The organism is Mesorhizobium sp. BHbdii, assembly GCF_053848045.1.
In genome coordinates this window covers 33,525-53,949 of the sequence record NZ_JBSPKX010000010.1, presented here as the reverse complement: position 1 = coordinate 53,949, position 20,425 = coordinate 33,525, and the positions used below count along the sequence as shown (strand labels likewise).

20 protein-coding genes and 1 tRNA gene are annotated in these 20,425 nt (G+C 62.1%); 15 read left to right on the top strand and 6 right to left on the bottom strand.

Annotated elements, in window-relative coordinates; genetic code table 11:
- The first annotated feature begins 19 nt into the window (after positions 1-19).
- From trbL to ACWTU8_RS29290, 6 genes are all read left to right on the top strand, one after another.
- A complete protein-coding gene (gene trbL / locus ACWTU8_RS29315) occupies positions 20-1,342 on the top strand; it encodes a P-type conjugative transfer protein TrbL (RefSeq protein ID WP_455850882.1) in 1,323 nt (440 codons plus the stop codon).
- Entirely contained in the window at positions 1,343-2,074 is a 732-nt protein-coding gene (trbF, locus tag ACWTU8_RS29310; protein WP_455850881.1) for a conjugal transfer protein TrbF, read from the top strand.
- Positions 2,064-3,092: a P-type conjugative transfer protein TrbG gene (gene trbG / locus ACWTU8_RS29305; protein WP_455850880.1), complete on the top strand. Its 1,029-nt coding sequence runs from the start codon at positions 2,064-2,066 to the stop codon at positions 3,090-3,092. Before trbF ends, trbG begins: the two co-directional genes overlap by 11 nt.
- A gap of 11 nt (positions 3,093-3,103) precedes the next feature.
- A complete protein-coding gene (locus ACWTU8_RS29300) occupies positions 3,104-4,321 on the top strand; it encodes a TrbI/VirB10 family protein (RefSeq protein WP_455850879.1) in 1,218 nt (405 codons plus the stop codon).
- 12 nt (positions 4,322-4,333) lie between these two features.
- A complete protein-coding gene (locus ACWTU8_RS29295; protein WP_455850878.1) occupies positions 4,334-4,582 on the top strand; it encodes a DUF2274 domain-containing protein in 249 nt (82 codons plus the stop codon).
- Positions 4,583-5,318: 736 nt separating this feature from the next.
- Complete coding sequence (locus ACWTU8_RS29290; RefSeq protein WP_455850877.1) at positions 5,319-7,226, top strand: putative bifunctional diguanylate cyclase/phosphodiesterase; 1,908 nt, start codon at positions 5,319-5,321, stop codon at positions 7,224-7,226.
- An 87-nt stretch (positions 7,227-7,313) separates the two neighbouring features.
- On the opposite strand, the gene ACWTU8_RS29285 is transcribed toward ACWTU8_RS29290, so the two are convergent.
- The 3 genes from ACWTU8_RS29285 to ACWTU8_RS29275 all read right to left on the bottom strand — a co-directional run bounded on the left by ACWTU8_RS29285 (position 7,314) and on the right by ACWTU8_RS29275 (position 9,409).
- Positions 7,314-7,757 carry a hypothetical protein gene (locus ACWTU8_RS29285; protein WP_455850876.1) on the bottom strand — a complete coding sequence of 148 codons (444 nt, stop codon included), beginning with the start codon at positions 7,755-7,757 and terminating at the stop codon, positions 7,314-7,316.
- A gap of 124 nt (positions 7,758-7,881) precedes the next feature.
- Positions 7,882-9,192: a tyrosine-type recombinase/integrase gene (locus ACWTU8_RS29280; protein ID WP_455850875.1), complete on the bottom strand. Its 1,311-nt coding sequence runs from the start codon at positions 9,190-9,192 to the stop codon at positions 7,882-7,884.
- A 127-nt stretch (positions 9,193-9,319) separates the two neighbouring features.
- A tRNA-Ser gene (locus tag ACWTU8_RS29275) sits at positions 9,320-9,409 on the bottom strand.
- A 423-nt stretch (positions 9,410-9,832) separates the two neighbouring features.
- Here ACWTU8_RS29275 and ACWTU8_RS29270 point away from each other — a divergent pair.
- From ACWTU8_RS29270 to ACWTU8_RS29260, 3 genes are all read left to right on the top strand, one after another.
- Positions 9,833-10,150: a hypothetical protein gene (locus ACWTU8_RS29270; protein WP_455850874.1), complete on the top strand. Its 318-nt coding sequence runs from the start codon at positions 9,833-9,835 to the stop codon at positions 10,148-10,150.
- A 48-nt stretch (positions 10,151-10,198) separates the two neighbouring features.
- Complete coding sequence (gene msrA / locus ACWTU8_RS29265) at positions 10,199-10,861, top strand: peptide-methionine (S)-S-oxide reductase MsrA (RefSeq protein ID WP_287095660.1); 663 nt, start codon at positions 10,199-10,201, stop codon at positions 10,859-10,861.
- A gap of 208 nt (positions 10,862-11,069) precedes the next feature.
- Complete coding sequence (locus ACWTU8_RS29260) at positions 11,070-12,059, top strand: BMP family lipoprotein (protein ID WP_455850873.1); 990 nt, start codon at positions 11,070-11,072, stop codon at positions 12,057-12,059.
- A gap of 68 nt (positions 12,060-12,127) precedes the next feature.
- On the opposite strand, the gene ACWTU8_RS29255 is transcribed toward ACWTU8_RS29260, so the two are convergent.
- On the bottom strand, positions 12,128-12,337 hold the full coding sequence (locus tag ACWTU8_RS29255; protein ID WP_455850872.1) for a SlyX family protein: 210 nt from the start codon (positions 12,335-12,337) through the stop codon (positions 12,128-12,130).
- Between the two features lie 316 nt (positions 12,338-12,653).
- On the opposite strand from ACWTU8_RS29255, the gene ACWTU8_RS29250 reads away from it, so the two are divergent.
- From ACWTU8_RS29250 to deoA, 6 genes are all read left to right on the top strand, one after another.
- A complete protein-coding gene (locus tag ACWTU8_RS29250; RefSeq protein ID WP_455850871.1) occupies positions 12,654-14,186 on the top strand; it encodes an ABC transporter ATP-binding protein in 1,533 nt (510 codons plus the stop codon).
- Positions 14,183-15,322 (top strand): ABC transporter permease, encoded by a 1,140-nt coding sequence (locus ACWTU8_RS29245; RefSeq protein WP_455850870.1) that lies wholly within the window; start codon positions 14,183-14,185, stop codon positions 15,320-15,322. Before ACWTU8_RS29250 ends, ACWTU8_RS29245 begins: the two co-directional genes overlap by 4 nt.
- Position 15,323: 1 nt before the next feature.
- The gene (locus tag ACWTU8_RS29240; protein WP_029348098.1) at positions 15,324-16,295 is read left to right on the top strand and encodes an ABC transporter permease; all 972 of its coding nucleotides are present in this window, start codon (positions 15,324-15,326) and stop codon (positions 16,293-16,295) included.
- Positions 16,296-16,416: 121 nt separating this feature from the next.
- The gene (gene cdd / locus ACWTU8_RS29235; RefSeq protein ID WP_029348097.1) at positions 16,417-16,809 is read left to right on the top strand and encodes a cytidine deaminase; all 393 of its coding nucleotides are present in this window, start codon (positions 16,417-16,419) and stop codon (positions 16,807-16,809) included.
- Positions 16,810-16,839: 30 nt separating this feature from the next.
- Positions 16,840-17,658, top strand: coding sequence for a purine-nucleoside phosphorylase (locus tag ACWTU8_RS29230; protein ID WP_095520853.1), 819 nt, complete (start codon positions 16,840-16,842; stop codon positions 17,656-17,658).
- On the top strand, positions 17,658-18,977 hold the full coding sequence (deoA, locus tag ACWTU8_RS29225; protein WP_455839470.1) for a thymidine phosphorylase: 1,320 nt from the start codon (positions 17,658-17,660) through the stop codon (positions 18,975-18,977). The genes ACWTU8_RS29230 and deoA overlap by 1 nt, the downstream gene beginning before the upstream one ends.
- A gap of 78 nt (positions 18,978-19,055) precedes the next feature.
- On the opposite strand, the gene ACWTU8_RS29220 is transcribed toward deoA, so the two are convergent.
- Positions 19,056-19,601, bottom strand: a complete 546-nt coding sequence (locus ACWTU8_RS29220; RefSeq protein WP_455850869.1) for a TIGR02281 family clan AA aspartic protease — start codon at positions 19,599-19,601, stop codon at positions 19,056-19,058.
- 107 nt (positions 19,602-19,708) lie between these two features.
- Positions 19,709-20,338, bottom strand: a complete 630-nt coding sequence (upp, locus tag ACWTU8_RS29215) for a uracil phosphoribosyltransferase (protein WP_029348092.1) — start codon at positions 20,336-20,338, stop codon at positions 19,709-19,711.
- Positions 20,339-20,425 lie beyond the last annotated feature (87 nt).

Here is a 20,425-nt window from a genome sequence, read left to right as displayed (position 1 = left end):
ACGACGAGGAAGGCGGCTCATGAATGATCTCGGTGTCATCGATCGCTTCATGGAGACCTTCATCCGCTATATCGACAGCGGGTTCGGTCTGCTTTCGGGCGAGGTCGCCTTCCTCACAACCATCCTGATCGGCATCGACATTACACTTGCCGGCCTGGCATGGGCGCTCGGCGGCGAACCCAACATTCTCGGCCGCCTCATCCGCAAGGTTCTCTATGTCGGCTTCTTTGCCTTTGTCCTCAGCAATTTCAAGAACCTCGCCGATATCATCTATCGGTCCTTCGCCGGCCTCGGCATCAATGCATCCGCCGGCAACCTCCCCGCCGACCATCTCATGCGGCCAGGCCGCATTGCCGCGACCGGATTCGAGGGCGCCTGGCCACTGCTTGATCAAGCAAGCCAGCTTCTTGGCTTCCCCGAGATCTTCGGCAACGCGCTCACCATCTTTGTGCTGCTCGTGGCCTGGTTCTTGGTCATCATCGCCTTCTTCATCCTTTCGATCCAGCTCTTCATCACCATCCTCGAGTTCAAGCTCATCACGCTCGCCGGATTCGTTCTGGTTCCCTTCGCACTCTGGAATCGGTCGTCGTTTCTGGCCGAGCGCGTGCTCGGCAATGTGATCTCGTCGGGCATAAAAGTGATGGTGCTCGCCGTGATCGTCGGCATCGGCTCCACGCTATTCGGTCAATTCGCTTCCGCACTGCAGGGCAAGGAGCCGGACCTTGCTGCCGCAATGTCACAGGTGCTGGGCGCGCTCGCACTACTTGGGCTCGGCATTTTTGGACCCGGGATAGCTTCGGGCCTTGTCTCGGGTGCCCCTCAGCTCGGCGCGGGCGCCGCGCTGAGCACCACCGCGGCTGCTGCTGGCGCATCGCTCGTTGCCGGAGGCGCGGCGTTTGCCGGTGCGCGCATGGCAACCGGCGGCGGTCTCGCCGCCATCCGAGCCGGCACGACCATGGGTTCGGCAGCTTTCTCGGCGTGGCAGTTGGGACGTGCGACCTCGTTTGACACCGGCCTCTCCGGTGTGGCTGCTGGAATGCATGGTGTAACCGCTGCCGCCGGCGGCGCCGCGATGCAAGCAGCAGGATCGGTCGCGGAAGGCTTCGGGCGCAGCGCGGGTGTCGGGCGCGAGGCCGCCTGGATTGCGACCGGCGGTGCGCCGACCGCATCAATGACCGGAAGCCCTGCCGGTGCCGCCCCCGATGCCGCGCCCACTTGGGCGAGGCGCTTGCGTTCTGAGCAGACAGCCCGTGCGCATCGACACGCGGCCATTCAGGCTGTTCGGGATGGCGATAGGCCGGGAGGCAGCGCCAATCCCTCTCTCCATGACAAGGACGACTAAATGCTCTTCAAGCGACCCGTTCAACGTTACGGCAAGACACCCGAGCCGGTCACGCCGTATCAAAAAGCCGCCCAGCTCTGGGACGAGCGCATCGGCTCATCTCGTGTGCAGGCCCGCAACTGGCGGTTGACAGCTATTGGCTGTCTGGCCTTGGCGACCGGGCTCTCCGGCGGACTGGTATGGCACTCGATGCAAAGCCGTGTCTTGCCTTATGTCGTCGAGGTCGACCGCTTCGGCGAGGCGCGCGCCGTCGCGCCGGCGATCCAGGATTACGAGCCGTCCGATGCCCAGATCGCCTGGCATCTCGGCCGTTTTATCCAGAATGTCCGCTCCGTTTCCACCGATCCGGTGTTGGTGCGGCAGAACTGGCTGGCAGCCTATGACTTTGCCACCGACCGCGGGGCCCTATTCCTCAATGAGTATGCCAAGGCGAACGACCCTTTCGGTCAGATCGGCACACGCAGCGTTTCCGTCCAGGTGACCAGTGTGGTCAGAGCCTCCGACAGCTCGTTCCAGGTCAAATGGACCGAGCAGGTGTTTGAGCGCGGCAGTCTCTCCAGCACGACGCGCTGGACCGGGATCCTGACCGTCGTGCTCCGGCCGCCGTGGAATACCGATCAGCTGCGCAACAACCCGCTTGGCGTCTTTATCAACGCCATCGACTGGTCGCGAGAGCTTGACAGCGCCGCACCGACATCAGTTTCCCCCAAGGAGCCTGCCAATGACAAATAGAGTGCCATCGTTTCGTGCCGCGCTGATCCTGTCGGCGTCGGCAGTGGTTCTTTCCGCCTGTGCATCGAAGCCTGTACCGCCGCCTCAGATTTCCTATGACACGGCTGATTTCAAACCAGCGGCAATCGAGAAAGCGCCGGAGAAGCCGGTAAAGATTGTCGAGGTGCCGAAACCCTTGCCGCTGCCCGGCCAGTTGCAGCCCGATCCGGGCAAGGTCGCCGAGGATAAGCGTTCCCCTGAAGAACGTGTCGCCGATGCCAACAAAGCAGCGACGCAGCAACCCACCAGGTATGGCTATGTCAACGCGGTGCAGGTTTATCCCTTTGCCGATGGCGCGCTCTATCAGCTCTATGCCGCGCCCGAGCGAGTCGTCGACATCGCACTCCAGCCAGGAGAGAAACTGACATCTGTGTCGGCTGGCGACACAGTGCGCTGGGTTATTGGCGACACTGTCAGCGGCACCGGCGACAATCAGCGCACCCATGTGCTGGTAAAACCCTTCGCGCCGGGGCTTAGCACCAATTTGGTGATCACCACGGAACGGCGGACATACCACCTGCAGCTTCAAAGCACTGAGAAGACCGCCATGGCGGCGGTCTCCTGGACTTACAGCGAGGACCAGATCATCGCGCTGCGCCAACGCAACGCTCAGGCCGAGGCTGTCACGCCGGTGGCGTCGAATGTGGCGCTCGAGAACATTCGCTTCCGCTACTCGATCAGCGGTGATACGCCGCCCTGGAGACCGACGCGCGCTTTCGACGACGGCAGCAAGGTCTACATCGAATTCCCGCGCCGCATCGATCAGGGCGAGGCGCCGCCGCTCTTCTTCGTCGGCGCTGACGGGAACAGCCAGCTCGTCAACTACCGCATGCGCGGCAACTACTACATCGTCGACCGTCTCTTCGCCGCGGCCGAATTGCGCCTGGGCACCAAGCGGCAGCAGGTGGTGCGCATCACGAGGACCGACGGTCGGCAGCCGCCACGGCGGATACCACTCTTTGCGCGTTCCAGCCGGTGAGGAGAGCGGTCATGACCGATACCTTCCCATCCAATGCGCCCCCGAAAATCGATCCCGAGCAACTGCAGTTGCGGGCTTCTCCCCGCCGCACGGTGCGTTTCAGGCGCCGCGTGGTCATCTCGATCGCTGCTGTCGGATCCGGTGCCATATTCGGCGTCACCATGATGGCGCTTCAAGGACCTGCCTTGCGCATCAAAGAGCAGGCGGAAGACCTCTACAATACCGACCGCAAGCCAACTGCGGAGGGACTTGAAGCGCTTCCCAAGGACTACTCCGGAATGAAGCCGAAGCCTCCCGTGCTTGGACCGCCGCTACCGGGCGACCTCGGTCGCCCCATCCTTGAGCGGCAGCGCCAGCTGGGCATTGCGCCGGGGCAGGAGGTCTCCGCCGAGGAGCAGCGCCTTGCCCAGCAGGCGATCGAGGCGCGTGAATCGGAAGTCTTGTTCCGGATCGAAAACCGGCCCAAGCCGACGGATGTCGCCGGGGATGAGAAAGGTGTGCAGCCGCGGTATGAGGCACCCCTTCCTCAATCCGACGCCGGACGCGCGCCAGCTTCCGTCGCGCCGGCCGAAGGCGACCAGAACAACCAACAGCGCAAGCTTGATTTTGTGAGCCAGCGGACCACAAGCGGGATCTACAATCCGCATGCATTGCAGACGTCGGCCTCGCCCTATCAGCTGATGGCCGGCAGCGTAATCGCAGCAAGCCTGATCACCGGCATTAATTCCGACTTGCCCGGCCTTGTCGTCGCGCAGGTTACCGAGAATGTGCACGACACAGTCTCCGGCAGCACCTTGCTCATTCCACAAGGGTCACGCCTGATCGGCACCTATGACAGCGTTGTCGCCTTTGGGCAAAAGCGCGCTCTGCTGGTCTGGCAGCGCATTGTGCTACCTGACGGCTCTTCGATCGAAATCGACAATCTGCCGGCGACAGACACCGCCGGCTACGCGGGGCTCGAGGATAAGGTGGATTTCCACACCTGGCAGCTGATCAAGGGGGTGGCGCTGGCCACGTTACTGGGCGTTGGTACCGAGTTGAGCTTTGGGAAAAACGAAAGCGATCTGGTGAAAGCGATGCGCGAATCCGCCCAGCAAAACGTCAGTCGGGCCGGCCAGCGCATCACCGAAAAGAACCTGAATATTCAACCCACCATCACCGTCCGCCCTGGTTGGCCGCTGCGCGTCATCGTGCACAAGGATCTCGTGCTGCGGCCGTATTCGGGTTGAGAAGGAGGAATCATGTCGACCCTTAAACTCGGAAAGCTGCCCGACCGGACACCTTCGAAAATCACCGTCACTGTCAGCGCCGAGCTGAACCAAGCCCTGAAAGAATATGCCGCGCTCTACCGTCAGACTTACGGCGAGTCCGAATCGGTCACCGAGCTCATTCCCTTCATGCTGACGGAATTCCTGGAAGGCGACAGAGCGTTTGCCAAGGCTAGAAGGGAAGGCATTCCGGCTGTAGGCGCGCCGGAGAACTTGCGATGACAGTCAGGTTCAGGTTCTGAGTAGTCGAAGCAGAGAGTTGGTCAAGCCAGACCATGCCGCGCGCCGCCAAATTTCCCGGTCCTCCACCATCGTTCGCGGAGCTCGAACGGTGTCTGGCTGTTGCGGCCTATTTGGTCGTTCGTCACGGCGAAGCCTACACGCCGACTTTCGAGCGGCTGGAGCACGAGGTTGAGGTAGCGCGGCGGCGGCTCGGAAACCGAGACCGGGCGCAGCGCGTGCTGGCCGCCCTCATGCGAAATGGCGTCAGACATATTGGGCGGCGTGAAGTTGCTACTCAGAGTGAGTACATCTCGAAGGGTAGCCTTCAGGAGCCGCGGCGCTGATCAGCGGCAGTATCGATTCAGCCCGTAGGTCGTTGATCCGTACCCGGCAAGTGCCTGACCCCGTGGCTGGCACAACTCAGAATTCACACCTTGTCGCCTGAAGGAGCACGATCGGCTCATACTAGCAAAGGCAGATGGGACGATGGCTCCGCGAGCGCCGTCCCATCTCGAAATTGGACCACCAAGCTGAATCGGAAGGCGTAGAGCTGCCGGTGCTGGCTGCCAGGGACGGAGAATTAAGCATCCCTCGGCGACTGGCCGCTCCCCAGGGCCACTGAATTGCTTGGCTGCGCGACCCAGAAGGCTGATAGCCCGTTGAATAATTAACCCGTCCTTCAGTGGGCTTGCATAGGCTGCGCTGGGAAGAAGCGTGGAAGCAAGCTGACCGGTCTATGGCCCTAACGAAAGAACACGCGCTGGAGGCCAGAATCCTTCAAGATCAGCTTGCTGACCTGAGGGCCGGTCTCTTCGTGTCAATGCCGATAAGCGCCGTCCTATCAGGCCTTATTTTGACAGTGCAGGCCCTTTCTGGCAGCGGCTTTGCCGCCGCAATCTGGTTCCTGGTCGTCAATGCGATAAATGCCGCCCGCCTTGCACTCGCCCGTTATCAGCTAAAGGAAACGGGGCACCACAACGGTTTAACAGGGATTTCGCGGCGGCTTCGCTGGTTTAGTATCCTTGCTCTTCTGGCAGGGTTTGCATGGTCCCTTCTTGCCGTCCTTACGGTTGGATACACGACTCCTCAAGCACCGCTGCATCTGATTATTCTGGCGGGCATCGCAGCTGGTGCGGTTACATATGGCAGTGCATATGCCGCGGTGGCGACCAACTTCATCACACCGCCGCTCCTCATCACGGTGGGGTGCTTGTCGGCGAAAGGCAACTTTGAGGACTACATTCTGGCTTTTGCCGTTCTGCTCTTCATGGGCGGTTTGGTTCGAGCCTCGTTTGTTGGACAGGCGCGCTTCCGCGAAGCGAGCCGCCTGAGACATGAGGCGGAGCGGCTTGCGGCTGAAATGGAGCGCAATTCCCGGGAGGACCACCTGACGGCCCTTCTCAACAGGCGGGGCCTCGAACACGCAATCGCTAAGTTCGAGAACACAGACGGCCCCTTCATTGCAATGCTGATTGATCTAGACGGGTTCAAATCTGTCAACGATACCTACGGTCACAGGACCGGTGATGAACTACTTGTCATGATCGCCCGCCGGATACAGGCGGAAGCACCGGAAGGCTCAACGCTCGCCCGTATCGGCGGCGATGAATTCGTGCTGTTTTTTCCCTCACTGTGGGATTCGCTTTCTCCCAGTAATCTCGCATCCAATATCATAGCCAAGGTTGCCAGCCCCTATCCTGAGGTGGCGTCCGTCCGGATCGGGGCATCTATAGGAATATACTTGGCTGAAAGCCCCGGGCTTACGGAAATGTTGTTGCGAGCGGATGTCGCCCTTTACACAGCTAAGCGTCGTGGCAGGAATGAATTTTGCCTATTCGATGCCGAACTCGACAGGGAACTGCAACGCCGCCAGTCCATCGAACGCGACCTTCATTCGGCTATTGAGACGAGAAGCTTGGCACCTTGGTTCCAGTCCATCGTAAGACTCGACACCAAGGCCGTGGTCGGATTTGAAGCCTTGCTGAGGTGGTCTCATCCGATTCATGGTTCTATCTCTCCACCAGAAATCATGACAGCCGCACGCGAAACCGGAATGCTTCAACTGCTGACTCAAACGGTATTCTCCGACTGTTGTGCCCTTATCGATGGCTTGGTGAAAGCTGACTGTCGAGATGTTCGTGTGGCGATGAATGTTTCACCGCGCGAATTGGAAGCCGGCGATATCGACGACATGGTTCTGAATGGTCTGGCGGCAAAAGGCCTCCCTACAACGATGTTCGAAATCGAGATTACCGAAGAGTCCCCAGTGGACCCGGACAGAGTGGATGAAAAGCTCGGCCGGCTTTCGCATGCTGGCATTTCCATCGCGCTCGATGACTTCGGTACCGGCTTTTCCACGTTGGCATCGCTCAAGGACAGCCGGATACGCAAGGTGAAAATAGACCAGGGCTTCATTCGCGGCTTAGCTAAGTCCCGGGAGGACCGGCTTCTTGTCAAAACGGTGATTGATCTTGGTAGGACGCTCGGAATCGAGGTCATGGCCGAGGGCGTCGAAACAGAGGCAGATCGGCAAACTCTGTACAAGCTTGGCTGCAGAACCGCTCAGGGCTTCCTATTCTCCAAAGCGGTCCCTCTAAGCCAGGCGCTTGATTCGGCAGTAAAAGAGCACGCGAAGGAGTTGTGACTCGCTTGCACATCGAGGAGAGCGTAAAGGACCGGATGGGTGGATCGGACATGGCGGGAAGCCCGCCTTGTTAATCGCCGCGCTTGGCTAACGATGCTTACAGCCAAGCATCAGCGCTACGCTCCTACCAAGCAGTTCAACCTTCCGGCATTTCCGAAGCGATATAAGAATGACCTCGCGAGTCTCGGCCGGCTCGGGCTCAGGACGAGCGCCATCTTCGATGCGGACCGCCGCCTGGACATAACCGCCGTCATTGGAATCGAATACGCCCTTGTGGCTGAGCACCAGGATTTCGAGCACGTCCCTGGTCCGATTGGGCGTCGACTGAAGCCGAGCGAGAAATGGCCCGCCTGCTGGGACGCTTTTTCGACGGCCGCGTTTTCCTTCGCCAGCAAGTCCTTGAGCAGCCCCGAGATTTACTGCCGCGCCGACTCGAAAACGACCGGTCGCCCGCCGGAACTGCCGAGATGGCCGACTGTCGTTCCATAGCGCCAAATCACAATGTTTGAAGCCCGCCTGATATTCGTTCACCTCCCTCTGGCAGCGGCGGCCGGCGCAGGGGCGAGTTCTTCGGCCTCGGATCTCGATGAGCAGGGACATACCCGTGGCTTTGGCGGCCCCCAAGGATCTTACCCGCGACGGCGCCTCACAACCGTCAGATACGTGCGGGCGGGGTAAAGGCGATCTTTTGGAGCCACTGGCGCTTCTGCGCCAGGGAGGGTCCGGCGCCGTATTTCGGCCGGATCCATTTGTGGCCCATCAAGGACGCTATCACTTTCTCCGGCGCCTCGATCGCCGTTAGTCGGTCCTCGAAGGTGTGGCGTAGGCTGTAGAGGCTATGCTCCGATGTCGGCAGAAGTTTCTTGTTGGTGAGTACCTTATTGACGAGCGCCGAAAGCGACGCCGCCTTGTCGCGATAACGCGGAAAGCCGTTCGGATGAAGCTTCATCGCTTCAAGTGCGCAACCGACTAGCGGTATGTCACGGGCCGAATGATCGGTCTTCAAGCGACGGCCATTGGGGCGCACCCGCACATGCGGGATTTCGTGATCGAGGTGGATTGTTTCCGTGGTGAGGTTTGCCGCTTCAGAGAGCCGGAGTCCCGTGTCGGCGATCAAATAGACAAGATGGCGTGCCTCGTCGTTGAGCCCGTCCAGTGCGCCTTCGGCGAGAATCTCTCCCTGCACGAATTCGGCCGTGAACGCAGCGCGTTGAGCCGCAACGGCACCGGAAAGGCGCAGATTGTGGAAAACTGGCTCCAGCTTGAGCTGGTGAGTGAGGTCGACGACACGCAGCATCTTGGAGATGTGGCCGATGTCCTTATTGGCCGTGCCGATATCGAGGCCGCCTCCGACGATCCGCTTCTGCCACCACTCGCGGAAGGCGACCGCGTCGTCCCGCGTCAGGCGAGCGATCTCCTTGTCGCCCACGACGCCAATCAAGTTTGCGATCGCGCGCTTCTTGGGATTACGCCACTTCTTTGCTTGGTTGGGCGACATAGCCAGCAGGTTCTGCTGCTCGATCGCTTCGAACTCCTTGAGGAGACCGCGCAGGCGCAGCGCCGGCCGCTGCTCTCCTCCCATCACCGCAGAGACGTTCCTTGCGTCCTCGACCACATTTCTGTCGAGAAGCAGCTTGATGCGGGTCACGAGTTCCTCGAGCGGCCCCGCCGCCAGTTCCTCATTGGTGCGATAGGTTATCCCGAACGATCGCGCGCGCTTCCTCGCAGCCTCGAAGCGCAGCGCTGCCTCTGCGGACTGGCCATCGCCAAGTTTGCGCCAGTATGCCTCTAGCCCGGCGCCGAGGCTCCGTACCGCATCGCGAGCCCGTACACCGCGCGGATCGTCAGCAACAGCGACCCCCGTGGAAATGCGTACCAGGCCGCGACGATCAAACGCCGAAAATTCCTTCGGCACGCGGCGTACAAGATACCATATGCCGTCCCGCTTGTGCGGCCTTGGAGCCACAGATCGTCGCATAACGTCGCTCTAATGTTACACAGTTTGTTACACAGAATGAGATATGTTTCGCGCTGCGGCGGTCAAGGGCTACAACGAAGTTTTTTGAAAACAAACGACTTTTAAGGAAGTTGGCTGGCGGAGAGAGCGGGATTCGAACCCGCGTTACGGTTTCCCGTAAACACACTTTCCAGGCGTGCGCCTTCAACCACTCGGCCACCTCTCCGTCTTAGCACTTTCGCCGCGGCCGGTTTCGCCGCGCGGGTTGGGGAGATGCGTCTCCCTTCGGGGATTCCGGTCCGGAACTCCGCACCGTGGGCGCCGTCAACCAGCGGACACCCTTTCCCCGCACCTGAGCCGTCAAAGCAACAGGCGCGGGGCTCATCTAGTCGATCCGGTGCCGAATGCCAAGACATAACGGCACTCTATTCCCTTTGTCGGACAGGGATGCTCTGTCCATGTCACCAGTGCTGCCTTGGCAGCCGATCGCCGCGATCGGCGGCGGTGACTTTGCCGACTGGCGCCTCAGTGGCGCAAACCGGCGGCGTGGGTTCACTTCGCGTGTCGCGATTGCGGATAAAGCGGGCAGATCCTATTTATCAGGCCGATACAGACATTTCTGATAAGCTTCCGGGGAGGTAAGGTCTGGATGTTCCGCTTCGTCTTCCGTCTCGCGGCACTGGTCGCGCTTTCGGTTTCCGCCATTATGGCGGTGATAGACGCGACACGCTCGGTGGCGGCCTCCGCGCTGGTCATGACCCCGCTCAACACGAGCTGGCTGGCCGTCTCGCCGGATACGCGAAGCACCTTCGAAAGCTTCGTCCGCGACAAGCTTGGCCCGCTGTTATGGGACGGCGCCATCGCCTGGGTGCTCAACCAGCCCGGCTTCGCCGTGTTCGCGGTGCTTGCCTTCATTCTCTACATGATCGGCTACAGGCGGGAGCGGCCGACCGGGCGGTTCGCCTAGACGTGATAGCTTTCCAGCGCCCCAAACAAAGAGAAAGGGAGACCGCACATGTTTCTCAGCGACATGCTGAACAAGAAGCTCAATCTGCCGAAGCCTGCCGAGGCGCTGCCGGGCCGCGCCAAGCCTATCCCGACGGCATCCAAGCACTTCGTCTCGAAGCGGCCGCTCAAGGGGCCGTATCCCGAGGGGCTGGAGACGGCGATGTTCGGGCTGGGCTGCTTCTGGGGCGCCGAACGCCTGTTCTGGCAGGTCGATGGTGTCTGGGTCACGGCCGTCGGCTATGCGGGTGGCGTTACTCCCAACCCGACCTACCAGGAAACTTGCACCGGCCTTACGGGCCATGCCGAAGTCGTGCTCGTCGTTTACGACCCGAAGATCGTGTCCTATGCACAGCTTCTGAAGCTGTTCTGGGAAAGCCACGACCCGACGCAGGGCATGCGCCAGGGCAACGATGTCGGCACCACCTACCGCTCGGCGATCTACACGTTTGGCGATGCGCAGCACCAGGCGGCGATCTCATCGCATGACGCTTATGAGGCCTCGTTGCGCGGCGCCGGCCGCGGCAGGATCACCACCGAGATTGCTCCGGCACCGGAGTTCTATTTCGCCGAGGAAGACCACCAGCAATATCTGGCGAAGAATCCTTACGGCTATTGCAATCTGCAGGGCACCGGCGTCACCTGCGCCATCCCGGCTGCCGTCTCGGCTTGAGGCCTTTGGCGAGACAATGATCCGTGGCGCCGGGATACGGCGCCACGCTTTTCCAAAGGTCAAAATTCCGCGTGAATTTTGTTTCGGGCCGTGCCAGATTGGCCCGAAGCGGGAGGAAGACACTCCTGTCTGATGTCGCATGCCTGCCGGAGAGCCGGGCAGGCAGGCGGTGCATAACGGAAAAAATAACCGACAGGGTGTGGATCACATGAAACGTATCGTTCTCGGCCTGCTGGCCGCAACTGCGATGGTTCTTCCGGCCTTCGCCGCGGACATTCAGCCAGCACTTCTCTATGATCTCGGCGGCAAGTTCGACAAGTCATTCAACGAAGCGTCCTACAATGGCGCCGAAAAGTTCAAGGCCGAAACCGGCATCGCCTATGTGGAATTCGAGGTCAGCAACGCGACCCAGCGCGAGCAGGCACTGCGCCGTTTCGCCGAGGACGGCCGCAATCCCATCGCCATGGCGGGCTTCTCCTGGGCAGATGCGCTGGAGAAGATCGCCGTCGAGTTTCCCGAGACCAAGTTCGCCATCATCGACATGGTCGTCGACAAGCCCAATGTCCGCTCCGTCGTCTATAAGGAGCAGGAAGGCTCCTATCTCGTCGGGGTGATGGCGGCGATGGCCTCGAAGACCAAAAAGGTCGGCTTCATCGGCGGCATGGACATTCCGCTGATCCGCAGATTCGGCTGCGGCTATGTCGGCGGCGCCAAAGCGGCCGGCGCGACCGATGTGATCCAGAACATGACCGGCGACACGCCGGCAGCCTGGAACGATCCGGCCAAAGGGGGCGAGATCGCCAAGACGCAGATCGACCAGGGCGCCGACGTGATCTACGCGGCGGCAGGCGGAACCGGTGTCGGCGTGCTGCAGGCGGCAGCCGACGCCGGCAAGCTCGGCATCGGCGTCGATTCCAACCAGAACGGCCTGCAGCCCGGCAAGGTGCTGACCTCCATGGTCAAGCGCGTCGACGTCGCCGTCTACAACACCTTCATGGACGCCAAGAACGACAAGTTCACCGGCGGCATCAACGATCTCGGCCTCAAGGAAGGCGGCGTCGACTACGCTATGGACGACAACAACAGGGCGCTTGTCGACGACGCGATGAAGGCGGCGGTCGAAAAGGCCAAGGCCGACATCGTCGCCGGTACTATCAAGGTGCACGACTACATGTCGGACAATGCCTGCCCCTATTGATCGTGAGATTGCCGATCTGATCGAAACCGCCGGGTGAAAGCCCGGCGGTTTTGCTTTTCTCAGTATGCTCACCAATGCGGCGGCTTGGTCACCGGCACGTCGGGTGCGGCCTGTTCCTCCAGCGCCAGGAAGCGGTCGGTCAGCGCATCGAGCTTGCGCTGCATGCGCTCGATCACCTTCCACTGCTCGGCGATCTGGCCGGACAGTTCCTCGATGATCCTCTCCTGCTCGGCGGCGCGGATTTCCAGCGTCGTCAGCCGGTCGGAGGGCATGGTCATCTGAAAAACCTCGGTTTCTTGCTGCGCAACTCTCAAGAGATGCGAATTTCGGGATTCGCCACATTAGAACGACATGCGTCCAATTGGACGCCAAAAATACGCTCTAAGCCTTACAATCTTCGCGTCGTGCTGCTGACAATCCAACCCGATTTTCAGGCCGATGCGATAGCGTTGTGAAGGCCGCGGCCACGTTCGAAATTGACAAGCGGGCGGTGATTTGTCGAGAGTGAACGCTGCTCCGGCCAATTGGCACAGACGGGGCGTCATGCTAGGCGTTTTGACCAAGCGATAAAAAAATAAGAGTGGGACAGGCTGCATGGCGCAAGCCGCAATCGAGTTGATCGGCATCAACAAGAGTTTTGGCGCCGTGCGCGCCAACCGCGACATCAATTTGGAGATCGTGCGCGGCACCATCCACGGCATTGTCGGTGAGAATGGCGCCGGCAAGTCGACGCTGATGTCGATCCTCTATGGCTTCTACCAGGCCGACAGCGGCGAGATCCGCGTCGGCGGCCAGCCGGCGTCGATCAAGACGCCAAACGACGCCATCGCGCTCGGCATCGGCATGGTGCATCAGCATTTCATGCTGGTCGACAATTTCACGGTGCTGGAAAACGTCATTCTCGGCGCCGAAAGCGATGCCCTGCTGAAGAGGAGCATCACCAAGGCGCGGTCGGAGCTGGAACGGCTCGAGCGCGAATACGGGCTGGAGGTCGATCCCGACGCGATCATCGAGGAGTTGCCGGTTGGCCTGCAGCAGCGTGTCGAAATCCTCAAGGCGCTGTATCGCGGCGCCGAAATCCTGATCCTCGACGAGCCGACGGGCGTGCTGACGCCTGCAGAAGCTGACCATCTGTTCCGGATCCTCAAGCAGTTGAAGGAGCAGGGCAAAACGATCGTGCTGATCACCCACAAGCTGCGCGAAATCATGGCGATCACCGACACGGTCTCGGTCATGCGCCAAGGCACGATGGTGGCGACCAGGGAGACCAAGAAGACCACAGTCGAGGAACTGGCCGAGCTGATGGTCGGGCGCCGTGTGCTGCTCAGGGTCGAGAAGGGCGAGACGGAAGCCGGCGGCGTCAAGCTCGCGGTCAAGAACCTGACAGTGAAGGATTCCCGCGGCGTCACCATGGTCGACGACATCTCCTTCGATGTGCGCGCCGGCGAGATCGTCGGCATCGCCGGCGTCGCCGGTAACGGGCAATCCGAAATGCTCGAGGCGATTTCCGGCATCAGGCGCGCCGTCTCGGGCTCCGTCATGCTCGACGGCAAGCCGATCGATCTCACCGGGGCCGCCGATCCCGGCGAGCTGCGCGACCGCGGTCTCGCCCATGTGCCGGAAGACCGTCATCATGTCGGGCTGGTGCTGGCCTTCGAGGAGAACGAGAATTCGATCCTCGGCTATCACGACGACGAACGATATCTGAAGGGGCCGTTCCTCGACATCGACGCGATCCGCAACGACGCCAGGGACAAGATTACTAAATACGACATCCGTCCGGCGGATTGCCGGCTCAAGACCGCCAATTTCTCCGGCGGCAATCAGCAAAAGATCGTGCTGGCCCGGGAGATGGAGCAGGATCCGGGCGTGCTGATCGTCGGCCAGCCGACGCGCGGCGTGGATGTCGGCGCCATCGAATTCATCCATAAGCGGCTCATCGCCATGCGCGACCAGGGCAAGGCGGTGCTGGTGGTGTCGGTCGAGCTCGACGAGATCCGCTCGCTGTCCGACCGCATCCTGGTGATGTTTGCCGGCCGCATCGTCGGCGAGCGCGGACCGGAGGCGACCGAAGGCGAGCTCGGCCTGCTGATGGCCGGCGTCGAGCGCCAGGAGGCGGCCGAATGAGCGCGCCTTACGCCAAGCTGCCGGCCTGGGCCGATTACGGGCTGATCCCGGTAATCAATCTCGCCGTTGCCTTCGTCGTCGCCGGCTTCGTCGTGCTTCTGGTTGGCGAAAATCCGTTCCGCGCTGCCGCCGTCCTGGTCGAGGGCGCCTTCGGCCGCGGGCAAGGCATTGCGTTTACGCTTTTCTACGCCACCACCTTCATCTTCAGCGGGCTGTCGGTGGCGGTTGCGGCGCATTGCGGCCTGTTCAACATCGGTGGCGAGGGCCAGGGTTATATCGCCGGTCTCGGCATCGGCATCGTCTGCCTGGCCTTCGACAGCGTGCTGCCCTGGTGGCTCACCTTCCCGCTGGCGATCATCGCCGCCGCGGCGATGGGGGCGCTGTGGGCGCTTATCCCGGCCTATCTGCAGGCCAAGCGCGGTTCGCACATCGTCATCACCACCATCATGTTCAATTTCATCGCTGCCAGCGTCATGGTATACGCACTGGTCGGATTCTTGAAGCCGGCCAATTCGATGGCGCCGCAGACACGCACCTTCCTCGACGGCGCGCAACTGCCGAAGCTCAACTGGGTCATCGAATTGTTCGGCGCCAAGATCCGTTCGGCGCCGTTCAACATCAGCTTCCTGCTGGCGCTGGCCATGGCCTTTCTGGTCTGGGTGCTGATCTGGCGCACCAGACTCGGCTACGAGATGCGCACCTACGGCCACAGCTCGAAAGCGGCGCGCTATGCCGGCATTTCGGAGACCCGCATCATCATGGTCGCTATGATGATCTCGGGCGCGCTGGCCGGCATGATGGCGCTCAATCCGACGATGGGCGATCAGCACAATGTCGCGCTTGAATTCGTTTCCGGCGCCGGTTTCGTCGGCATCGCCGTGGCGCTGATGGGGCGCCTGCACCCGGTCGGCATCGTGCTGGCGGCAATCCTGTTTGGCATGCTCTACCAGGGTGGCGCCGAGCTCGCCTTCGAGATGCCGGCGATCAGCCGCGACATGATCGTCATCATTCAGGGCCTGGTCATCCTGTTCGCCGGCGCGCTCGAGCACATGTTCCGGCCCTATGTCCAGGCGCTGTTCGCCTCAGTCAGCCCGAGATCTGTCGGAATGGAAGCGATCAAGGGGAAGGGTGCCTGAGATGGACATGTTCAACGCCATCATCCAGGTTCTGGACTCGACGATCCGCCTGTCGGTGCCCTTGCTGCTCGCATGCCTCGCCGGCCTCTATTCGGAGCGGGCCGGCATCTTCGACATCGGGCTCGAGGGCAAGATGCTGGTCGGCGCCTTCGCCGGTGCCGCCGCAGCGTCCGTCTTCCATTCCGCCTATATCGGCCTCGGCATGGCCATCCTCATCTCGGTCGCTTTCGCGCTGGTCCACGGGTTTGCCTCAATCACCCATCGCGGCAACCAGATCGTCTCCGGCGTGGCGATCAATTTTATCGCCGCCGGATCAACGATCATGCTCGGCCAGGCCTGGTTCCAGCAAGGAGGACGTACGCCGGCGCTTGCGCCCGACGAGCGGTTCGGGGCGATCATCTGGCCCGGCGCGGACGCGCTTAGGGGGGTGCCGATCCTCGGCCCGATATATTCGGAACTCATCTCCGGCCATTCCGTGCTGGTCTATGTCGCGTTCCTCGCCGTGCCGTTCACCTGGTGGGTGCTGTTCCGTACCCGCTTTGGCTTGCGCATGCGCGCGGTCGGTGAGAACCCGGCCGCGGTCGACACCGCTGGCATCTCGGTCGCCTGGCTGCGCTACCGGGCGCTGATCTGCACCGGCGTGCTCACCGGCATTGCCGGCGCCTACCTGTCGATGGTGCAGAATGGCGGCTTCGTGAAGGATATGACCGCCGGCAAGGGTTACATCGCGCTTGCCGCACTGATCTTCGCCAAATGGAAGCCGGTCAATGCCATGTTCGCCTGCCTGTTGTTCGGCTTCCTCGACGCGCTGTCGATCCGGCTGCAGGGCACGCCGCTGCCGCTGATCGGCAAAGTGCCGGTGCAACTCATGCAGGCGCTGCCCTATATCCTCACCGTCATCCTGCTCGCCGGATTCATCGGCAAGGCGATCCCGCCGCGGGCCGGCGGCGTGCCCTATGTCAAAGAACGCTGAGCATGGCCGCGAAAAGTGGAAGCCGGTTTTCGGATCGGGCCATGCGAAAAAGGAAAATATGAGCATGACTTCGAAAAGTGGAACCCGTTTTTCGGACAAGATCATGCGAGGGAAAAACTAAATGTCGCATGATCTGTTCGAAGCGGCCAAGGCGGCCATGGCCAAGGCCTATGCGCCCTATTCGAAGTTTCCGGTCGGGGCGGCACTGCGCACCGAGGACGGCCGCGTCTTTACCGGCGCCAACATCGAGGTCGCGTCCTATCCGGAAGGCTGGTGCGCCGAAACCACCGCGCTCGGCCACTACATCATGGCCGGCGGCGGCAGGATAACGGAGATCGCGGTGATCGCCGAGCGCACGGCGAAATGCTCACCCTGCGGCGGCTGCCGGCAGCGGCTGGCCGAATTTTGCCGGCCGGAAACCAAACTCTATCTCTGCGACAGTGGCGGCGTGGTCGAGACCGTGACCATGGGCGACATGCTGCCCTACGGCTTCCAGGGCGACATGTTGAAATGAAGAGCTGGTTGAAATGAAGAGCTGGTTGAAATGAAGGAGGCGCTTGATCGTCTCGTCGAAAGGCTGGACGGGCTGGCGCCCGCCACCGCGCTGGTGCTGGGTTCGGGTCTTGGCGGGCTTGTCGAAGAGGTCGAGGACGCTGTCCGCATTTCCTATGCCGAATTGCCGGGCTTTCCCAGAAGCGGCGTTACCGGCCATGCCGGCGAGGTGGTGGCGGGACATTTCGCCGGCACACCAGTGTTGATGCTGTCCGGCCGCGCTCACTACTACGAGCACGGCAACGCGGCTGCGATGCGGCCGGCGCTGGAGGTGCTCGCCGGCCTCGGCATTTCGAACCTGATCCTCACCAACGCCGCTGGCTCGGTCGATCCGGACATGGGGCCAGGCTCGGTGATGCTGATCACCGACCACATCAATTTCTCGGGCTCCAACCCGCTAATCGGCGAGCCAAGCGACCGCCGCTTCGTCGGCCTGACCGAAGCCTATGATGCCGGCCTTCGCGCGGCGATCGAGACGGCGGCGAAGGCGACGGCTACCGCCCTGCACAAGGGCGTCTATATGTGGTTTTCCGGGCCATGCTTCGAGACACCCGCCGAGATTCGCATGGCGCGCGTCATGGGCGCCAACGCCGTCGGCATGTCGACCGTGCCGGAGGTCATTCTCGCCCGCTTCCTCGGCTTGCGGGTCGCCGCCTGCTCGGTCATCACCAACCTTGCAGCAGGGATGACCGGGGCGGAGCTTTCGCACCAGGAGACCAAGGACATGGCGCCGGTTGGCGGCGCGCGTCTGGCGACGATCCTCCAGCGTGTGTTCCAGGATGGCTTGCCGGAGCGTAAGGTCCCGGCCTGATGCTTCCCCAGGAAATCATCCGCAGCAAGCGCGACGGCCACAAGCTGTCGACGCAGGAGATCGCCAGCTTCATCGAAGGCGTGACCGCAGGCGCCGTCTCGGACGGGCAGGTCGGGGCCTTCGCCATGGCGGTGTTCTTCAACGGCATGAGCCGCGACGAGGCGGTGGCGCTGACGCTGGCCATGCGCGACTCCGGCGACGTGCTCGATTGGTCGAACCTGCCGGGCCCAGTCACCGACAAACATTCGACAGGCGGCGTCGGCGACAATGTCTCGCTGATGGTGGCGCCGATCGTCGCCGCCTGTGGCGCTTATGTGCCGATGATTTCCGGCCGTGGTCTCGGCCATACCGGCGGCACGCTGGACAAGATGGATGCCATCCCCGGCTATATCAGCCAGCCGGATGTGGCGGGCTTCCGCAAGGCGGTGCTCGAAGCCGGCTGCGCCATCATCGGCCAGACCGCCGATCTCGCGCCCGCCGACCGCCGGCTCTATGCGATCCGCGACGTGACGGGAACCGTCGAATCGGTGCCGCTGATCACCGCCTCGATCCTGTCGAAGAAGCTGGCCGCCGGCCTGCAGTCGCTGGTGCTCGACGTAAAGGTCGGCAACGGCGCCTTCATGGAAAAGTCGCGCGACGCAACAACACTGGCGAACAGCCTGGTAGAAGTCGCCAATGGCGCAGGACTGAAGACCTCAGCACTGGTCACCGGCATGAACGAGCCGCTGGCGTCGGCAGCCGGCAACGCGGTCGAGGTGCGCAACGCCGTCGATTTTCTCACCGGCCGCTTCCGCGACCGGCGCCTGGAGGATGTGACGCTGGCTCTGGCCGCAGACATGCTGCAGTCTGCCGGGCTGGTGTCGTCCAACCAGGACGGCATGCGGCGCGCCGCCGAGACGCTTGCCGGCGGCGGTGCCGCCGCCGTCTTCGCGCGCATGGTGGCGGCGCTCGGCGGCCCCGCAGATTTCGTCGAGAATCCGGAAAAATACCTGCCGAAGGCGGCGACTGAATTTGCGGTCAAGGCGACCGAACACGGCTTCGTCACCGGCATCGCGACCCGCGACATCGGGCTTGCCGTCGTCGGGCTTGGCGGGGGGCGCATACGGCCGGACGACAGGATCGATCATGCGGTCGGCATCACCCGGCTGTTGCCGGTCGGCGCGGAGGTGCGCCCCGGTGAGGCGCTGGCGCTGGTCCATGCCCGCAATCCCGCGGATGCCGAAGCGGCCGCGGCCGCCGTGCTTTCGGCCTATGCGATCGGTGCTTCGAAGCCGCCCGCGGAAAAAACCGTCATCCGGCGGATCCTGCCGCGCGGGTGATCCGGTCCGCAAGGCTCTACCTTCTTGTTGGACGATGATCGTTCCGAGAACCGGTTTCCACTTTTCCGGGATCTTGGTTCACTGGACGAGCTGCAGCGCGCCGTTCTCGACCTGGTACTTTTCAAGCCGCTGGAGAAAGCTCAGACCGATCAGGTTGGTGCGCAGCGCCTTGTCGTCGAGCACCACCGCCTGGACGCCGTCGACCGTGATCTTGCCGATCTGCAGCCGATCGACGGTCACCAGGGCAGCCCTGATCGCGCCGTTGGCGGTGTTTACCTCGTGTTTGAAGTCGGACGCGTTCAGCGAGATGCCAATCCTGCGCGCCGTCGAACTGTTGATGGCGACGAGCGTCGCGCCGGTGTCGATCATGCCGTCGACCGTTCGACCGTTGAGCCTGAACGCCGACGTGAAATGCCCGCGCACGTCAGCGGCGACCACGACCTTGCGGCCGAGCGGCCGCGGCGTCGCCGGTCTATCCAGATCCGTTTGCGTTTCCACTGCCGGCCGGGTACCGACCGCCGATTTCAGCAGGCCATCGAGCATCTGCGGATTCGACTGATAGAGGATCGGGAACGACGCCGATGCTACGGCGAGCATGCCAAGGATGATAAGATTGCGCAGCATGGACCGGCCTTCGTGAAGGCCCATGCTTATCGCGGTATGGTGTTTGCCGCTTTAACAGATGCGGAAAGCGGCCGTTTGCGTAAACGATCGGTAAACGAGTGGCACGGTCATTTGGTCCCGTACATGCGGTCTCCGGCGTCGCCGAGGCCCGGCATGATATAACCTTTCTCGTTGAGCTGGCGGTCGATGGAAGCGGTGAAGACCGGAACATCGGGATGCGCCTTGATGAAGCGCTCGAGGCCTTCGGGGGCAGCCAACAGGCAAAGGAAGCGGATGTTGGTGGCGCCGCGCCCTTTCAGCTTGTCGATCGCCGCGATCGCCGAATTGGCGGTCGCCAGCATCGGATCGACGACGATCACCAACCGGTCGGCGAGATCGCTCGGCGCCTTGAAGAAATACTCGACCGCTTCCAGCGTTTCGTGGTCACGGTAGAGACCGATATGGGCGACGCGCGCCGCCGGCACCAGGTCTAGCAGGCCTTCAAGCAAGCCGTTGCCGGCGCGCAGCACCGAGGCGAAGACCAGCTTCTTGCCTTCCAGCGTCGGCGCTTCCATCGTCTCGATCGGCGTTTCGATCGTCGTCGTCGTCAGCTCGAGATTGCGAGTGACCTCGTAGCCGAGAAGCAGCGAGATCTCGCGCAGCAGCCGCCGGAAGCCGGCCGTCGAGGTTTCCTTCTTGCGCATGATGGTCAGCTTGTGCTGGACAAGCGGGTGGTCGACGACGGTGACGCCCTGCATGGTGCTCTCCTGAGATCCCGGCTGCCTACGCGAACCCTAGCGACAATGCGCCGGCCAAGGAACCGCCTGCCGCCGCCGACCACAGCT

Coding starts and splice junctions, on each gene's coding strand:
- trbG (WP_455850880.1), top strand. CDS start 2,064: ATGACAAATAGAGTGCCATCGTTTCGTGCCGCGCTGATCCTGTCGGCG.
- ACWTU8_RS29240 (WP_029348098.1), top strand. CDS start 15,324: ATGGACATGTTCAACGCCATCATCCAGGTTCTGGACTCGACGATCCGC.
- ACWTU8_RS29250 (WP_455850871.1), top strand. CDS start 12,654: ATGGCGCAAGCCGCAATCGAGTTGATCGGCATCAACAAGAGTTTTGGC.
- trbF (WP_455850881.1), top strand. CDS start 1,343: ATGCTCTTCAAGCGACCCGTTCAACGTTACGGCAAGACACCCGAGCCG.
- deoA (WP_455839470.1), top strand. CDS start 17,658: ATGCTTCCCCAGGAAATCATCCGCAGCAAGCGCGACGGCCACAAGCTG.
- ACWTU8_RS29245 (WP_455850870.1), top strand. CDS start 14,183: ATGAGCGCGCCTTACGCCAAGCTGCCGGCCTGGGCCGATTACGGGCTG.
- cdd (WP_029348097.1), top strand. CDS start 16,417: ATGTCGCATGATCTGTTCGAAGCGGCCAAGGCGGCCATGGCCAAGGCC.
- ACWTU8_RS29290 (WP_455850877.1), top strand. CDS start 5,319: ATGGCCCTAACGAAAGAACACGCGCTGGAGGCCAGAATCCTTCAAGAT.
- trbL (WP_455850882.1), top strand. CDS start 20: ATGAATGATCTCGGTGTCATCGATCGCTTCATGGAGACCTTCATCCGC.
- ACWTU8_RS29300 (WP_455850879.1), top strand. CDS start 3,104: ATGACCGATACCTTCCCATCCAATGCGCCCCCGAAAATCGATCCCGAG.
- ACWTU8_RS29220 (WP_455850869.1), bottom strand. CDS start 19,601: ATGCTGCGCAATCTTATCATCCTTGGCATGCTCGCCGTAGCATCGGCG.
- ACWTU8_RS29260 (WP_455850873.1), top strand. CDS start 11,070: ATGAAACGTATCGTTCTCGGCCTGCTGGCCGCAACTGCGATGGTTCTT.
- upp (WP_029348092.1), bottom strand. CDS start 20,338: ATGCAGGGCGTCACCGTCGTCGACCACCCGCTTGTCCAGCACAAGCTG.
- ACWTU8_RS29270 (WP_455850874.1), top strand. CDS start 9,833: ATGTTCCGCTTCGTCTTCCGTCTCGCGGCACTGGTCGCGCTTTCGGTT.
- ACWTU8_RS29255 (WP_455850872.1), bottom strand. CDS start 12,337: ATGACCATGCCCTCCGACCGGCTGACGACGCTGGAAATCCGCGCCGCC.
- ACWTU8_RS29295 (WP_455850878.1), top strand. CDS start 4,334: ATGTCGACCCTTAAACTCGGAAAGCTGCCCGACCGGACACCTTCGAAA.
- msrA (WP_287095660.1), top strand. CDS start 10,199: ATGTTTCTCAGCGACATGCTGAACAAGAAGCTCAATCTGCCGAAGCCT.
- ACWTU8_RS29230 (WP_095520853.1), top strand. CDS start 16,840: ATGAAGGAGGCGCTTGATCGTCTCGTCGAAAGGCTGGACGGGCTGGCG.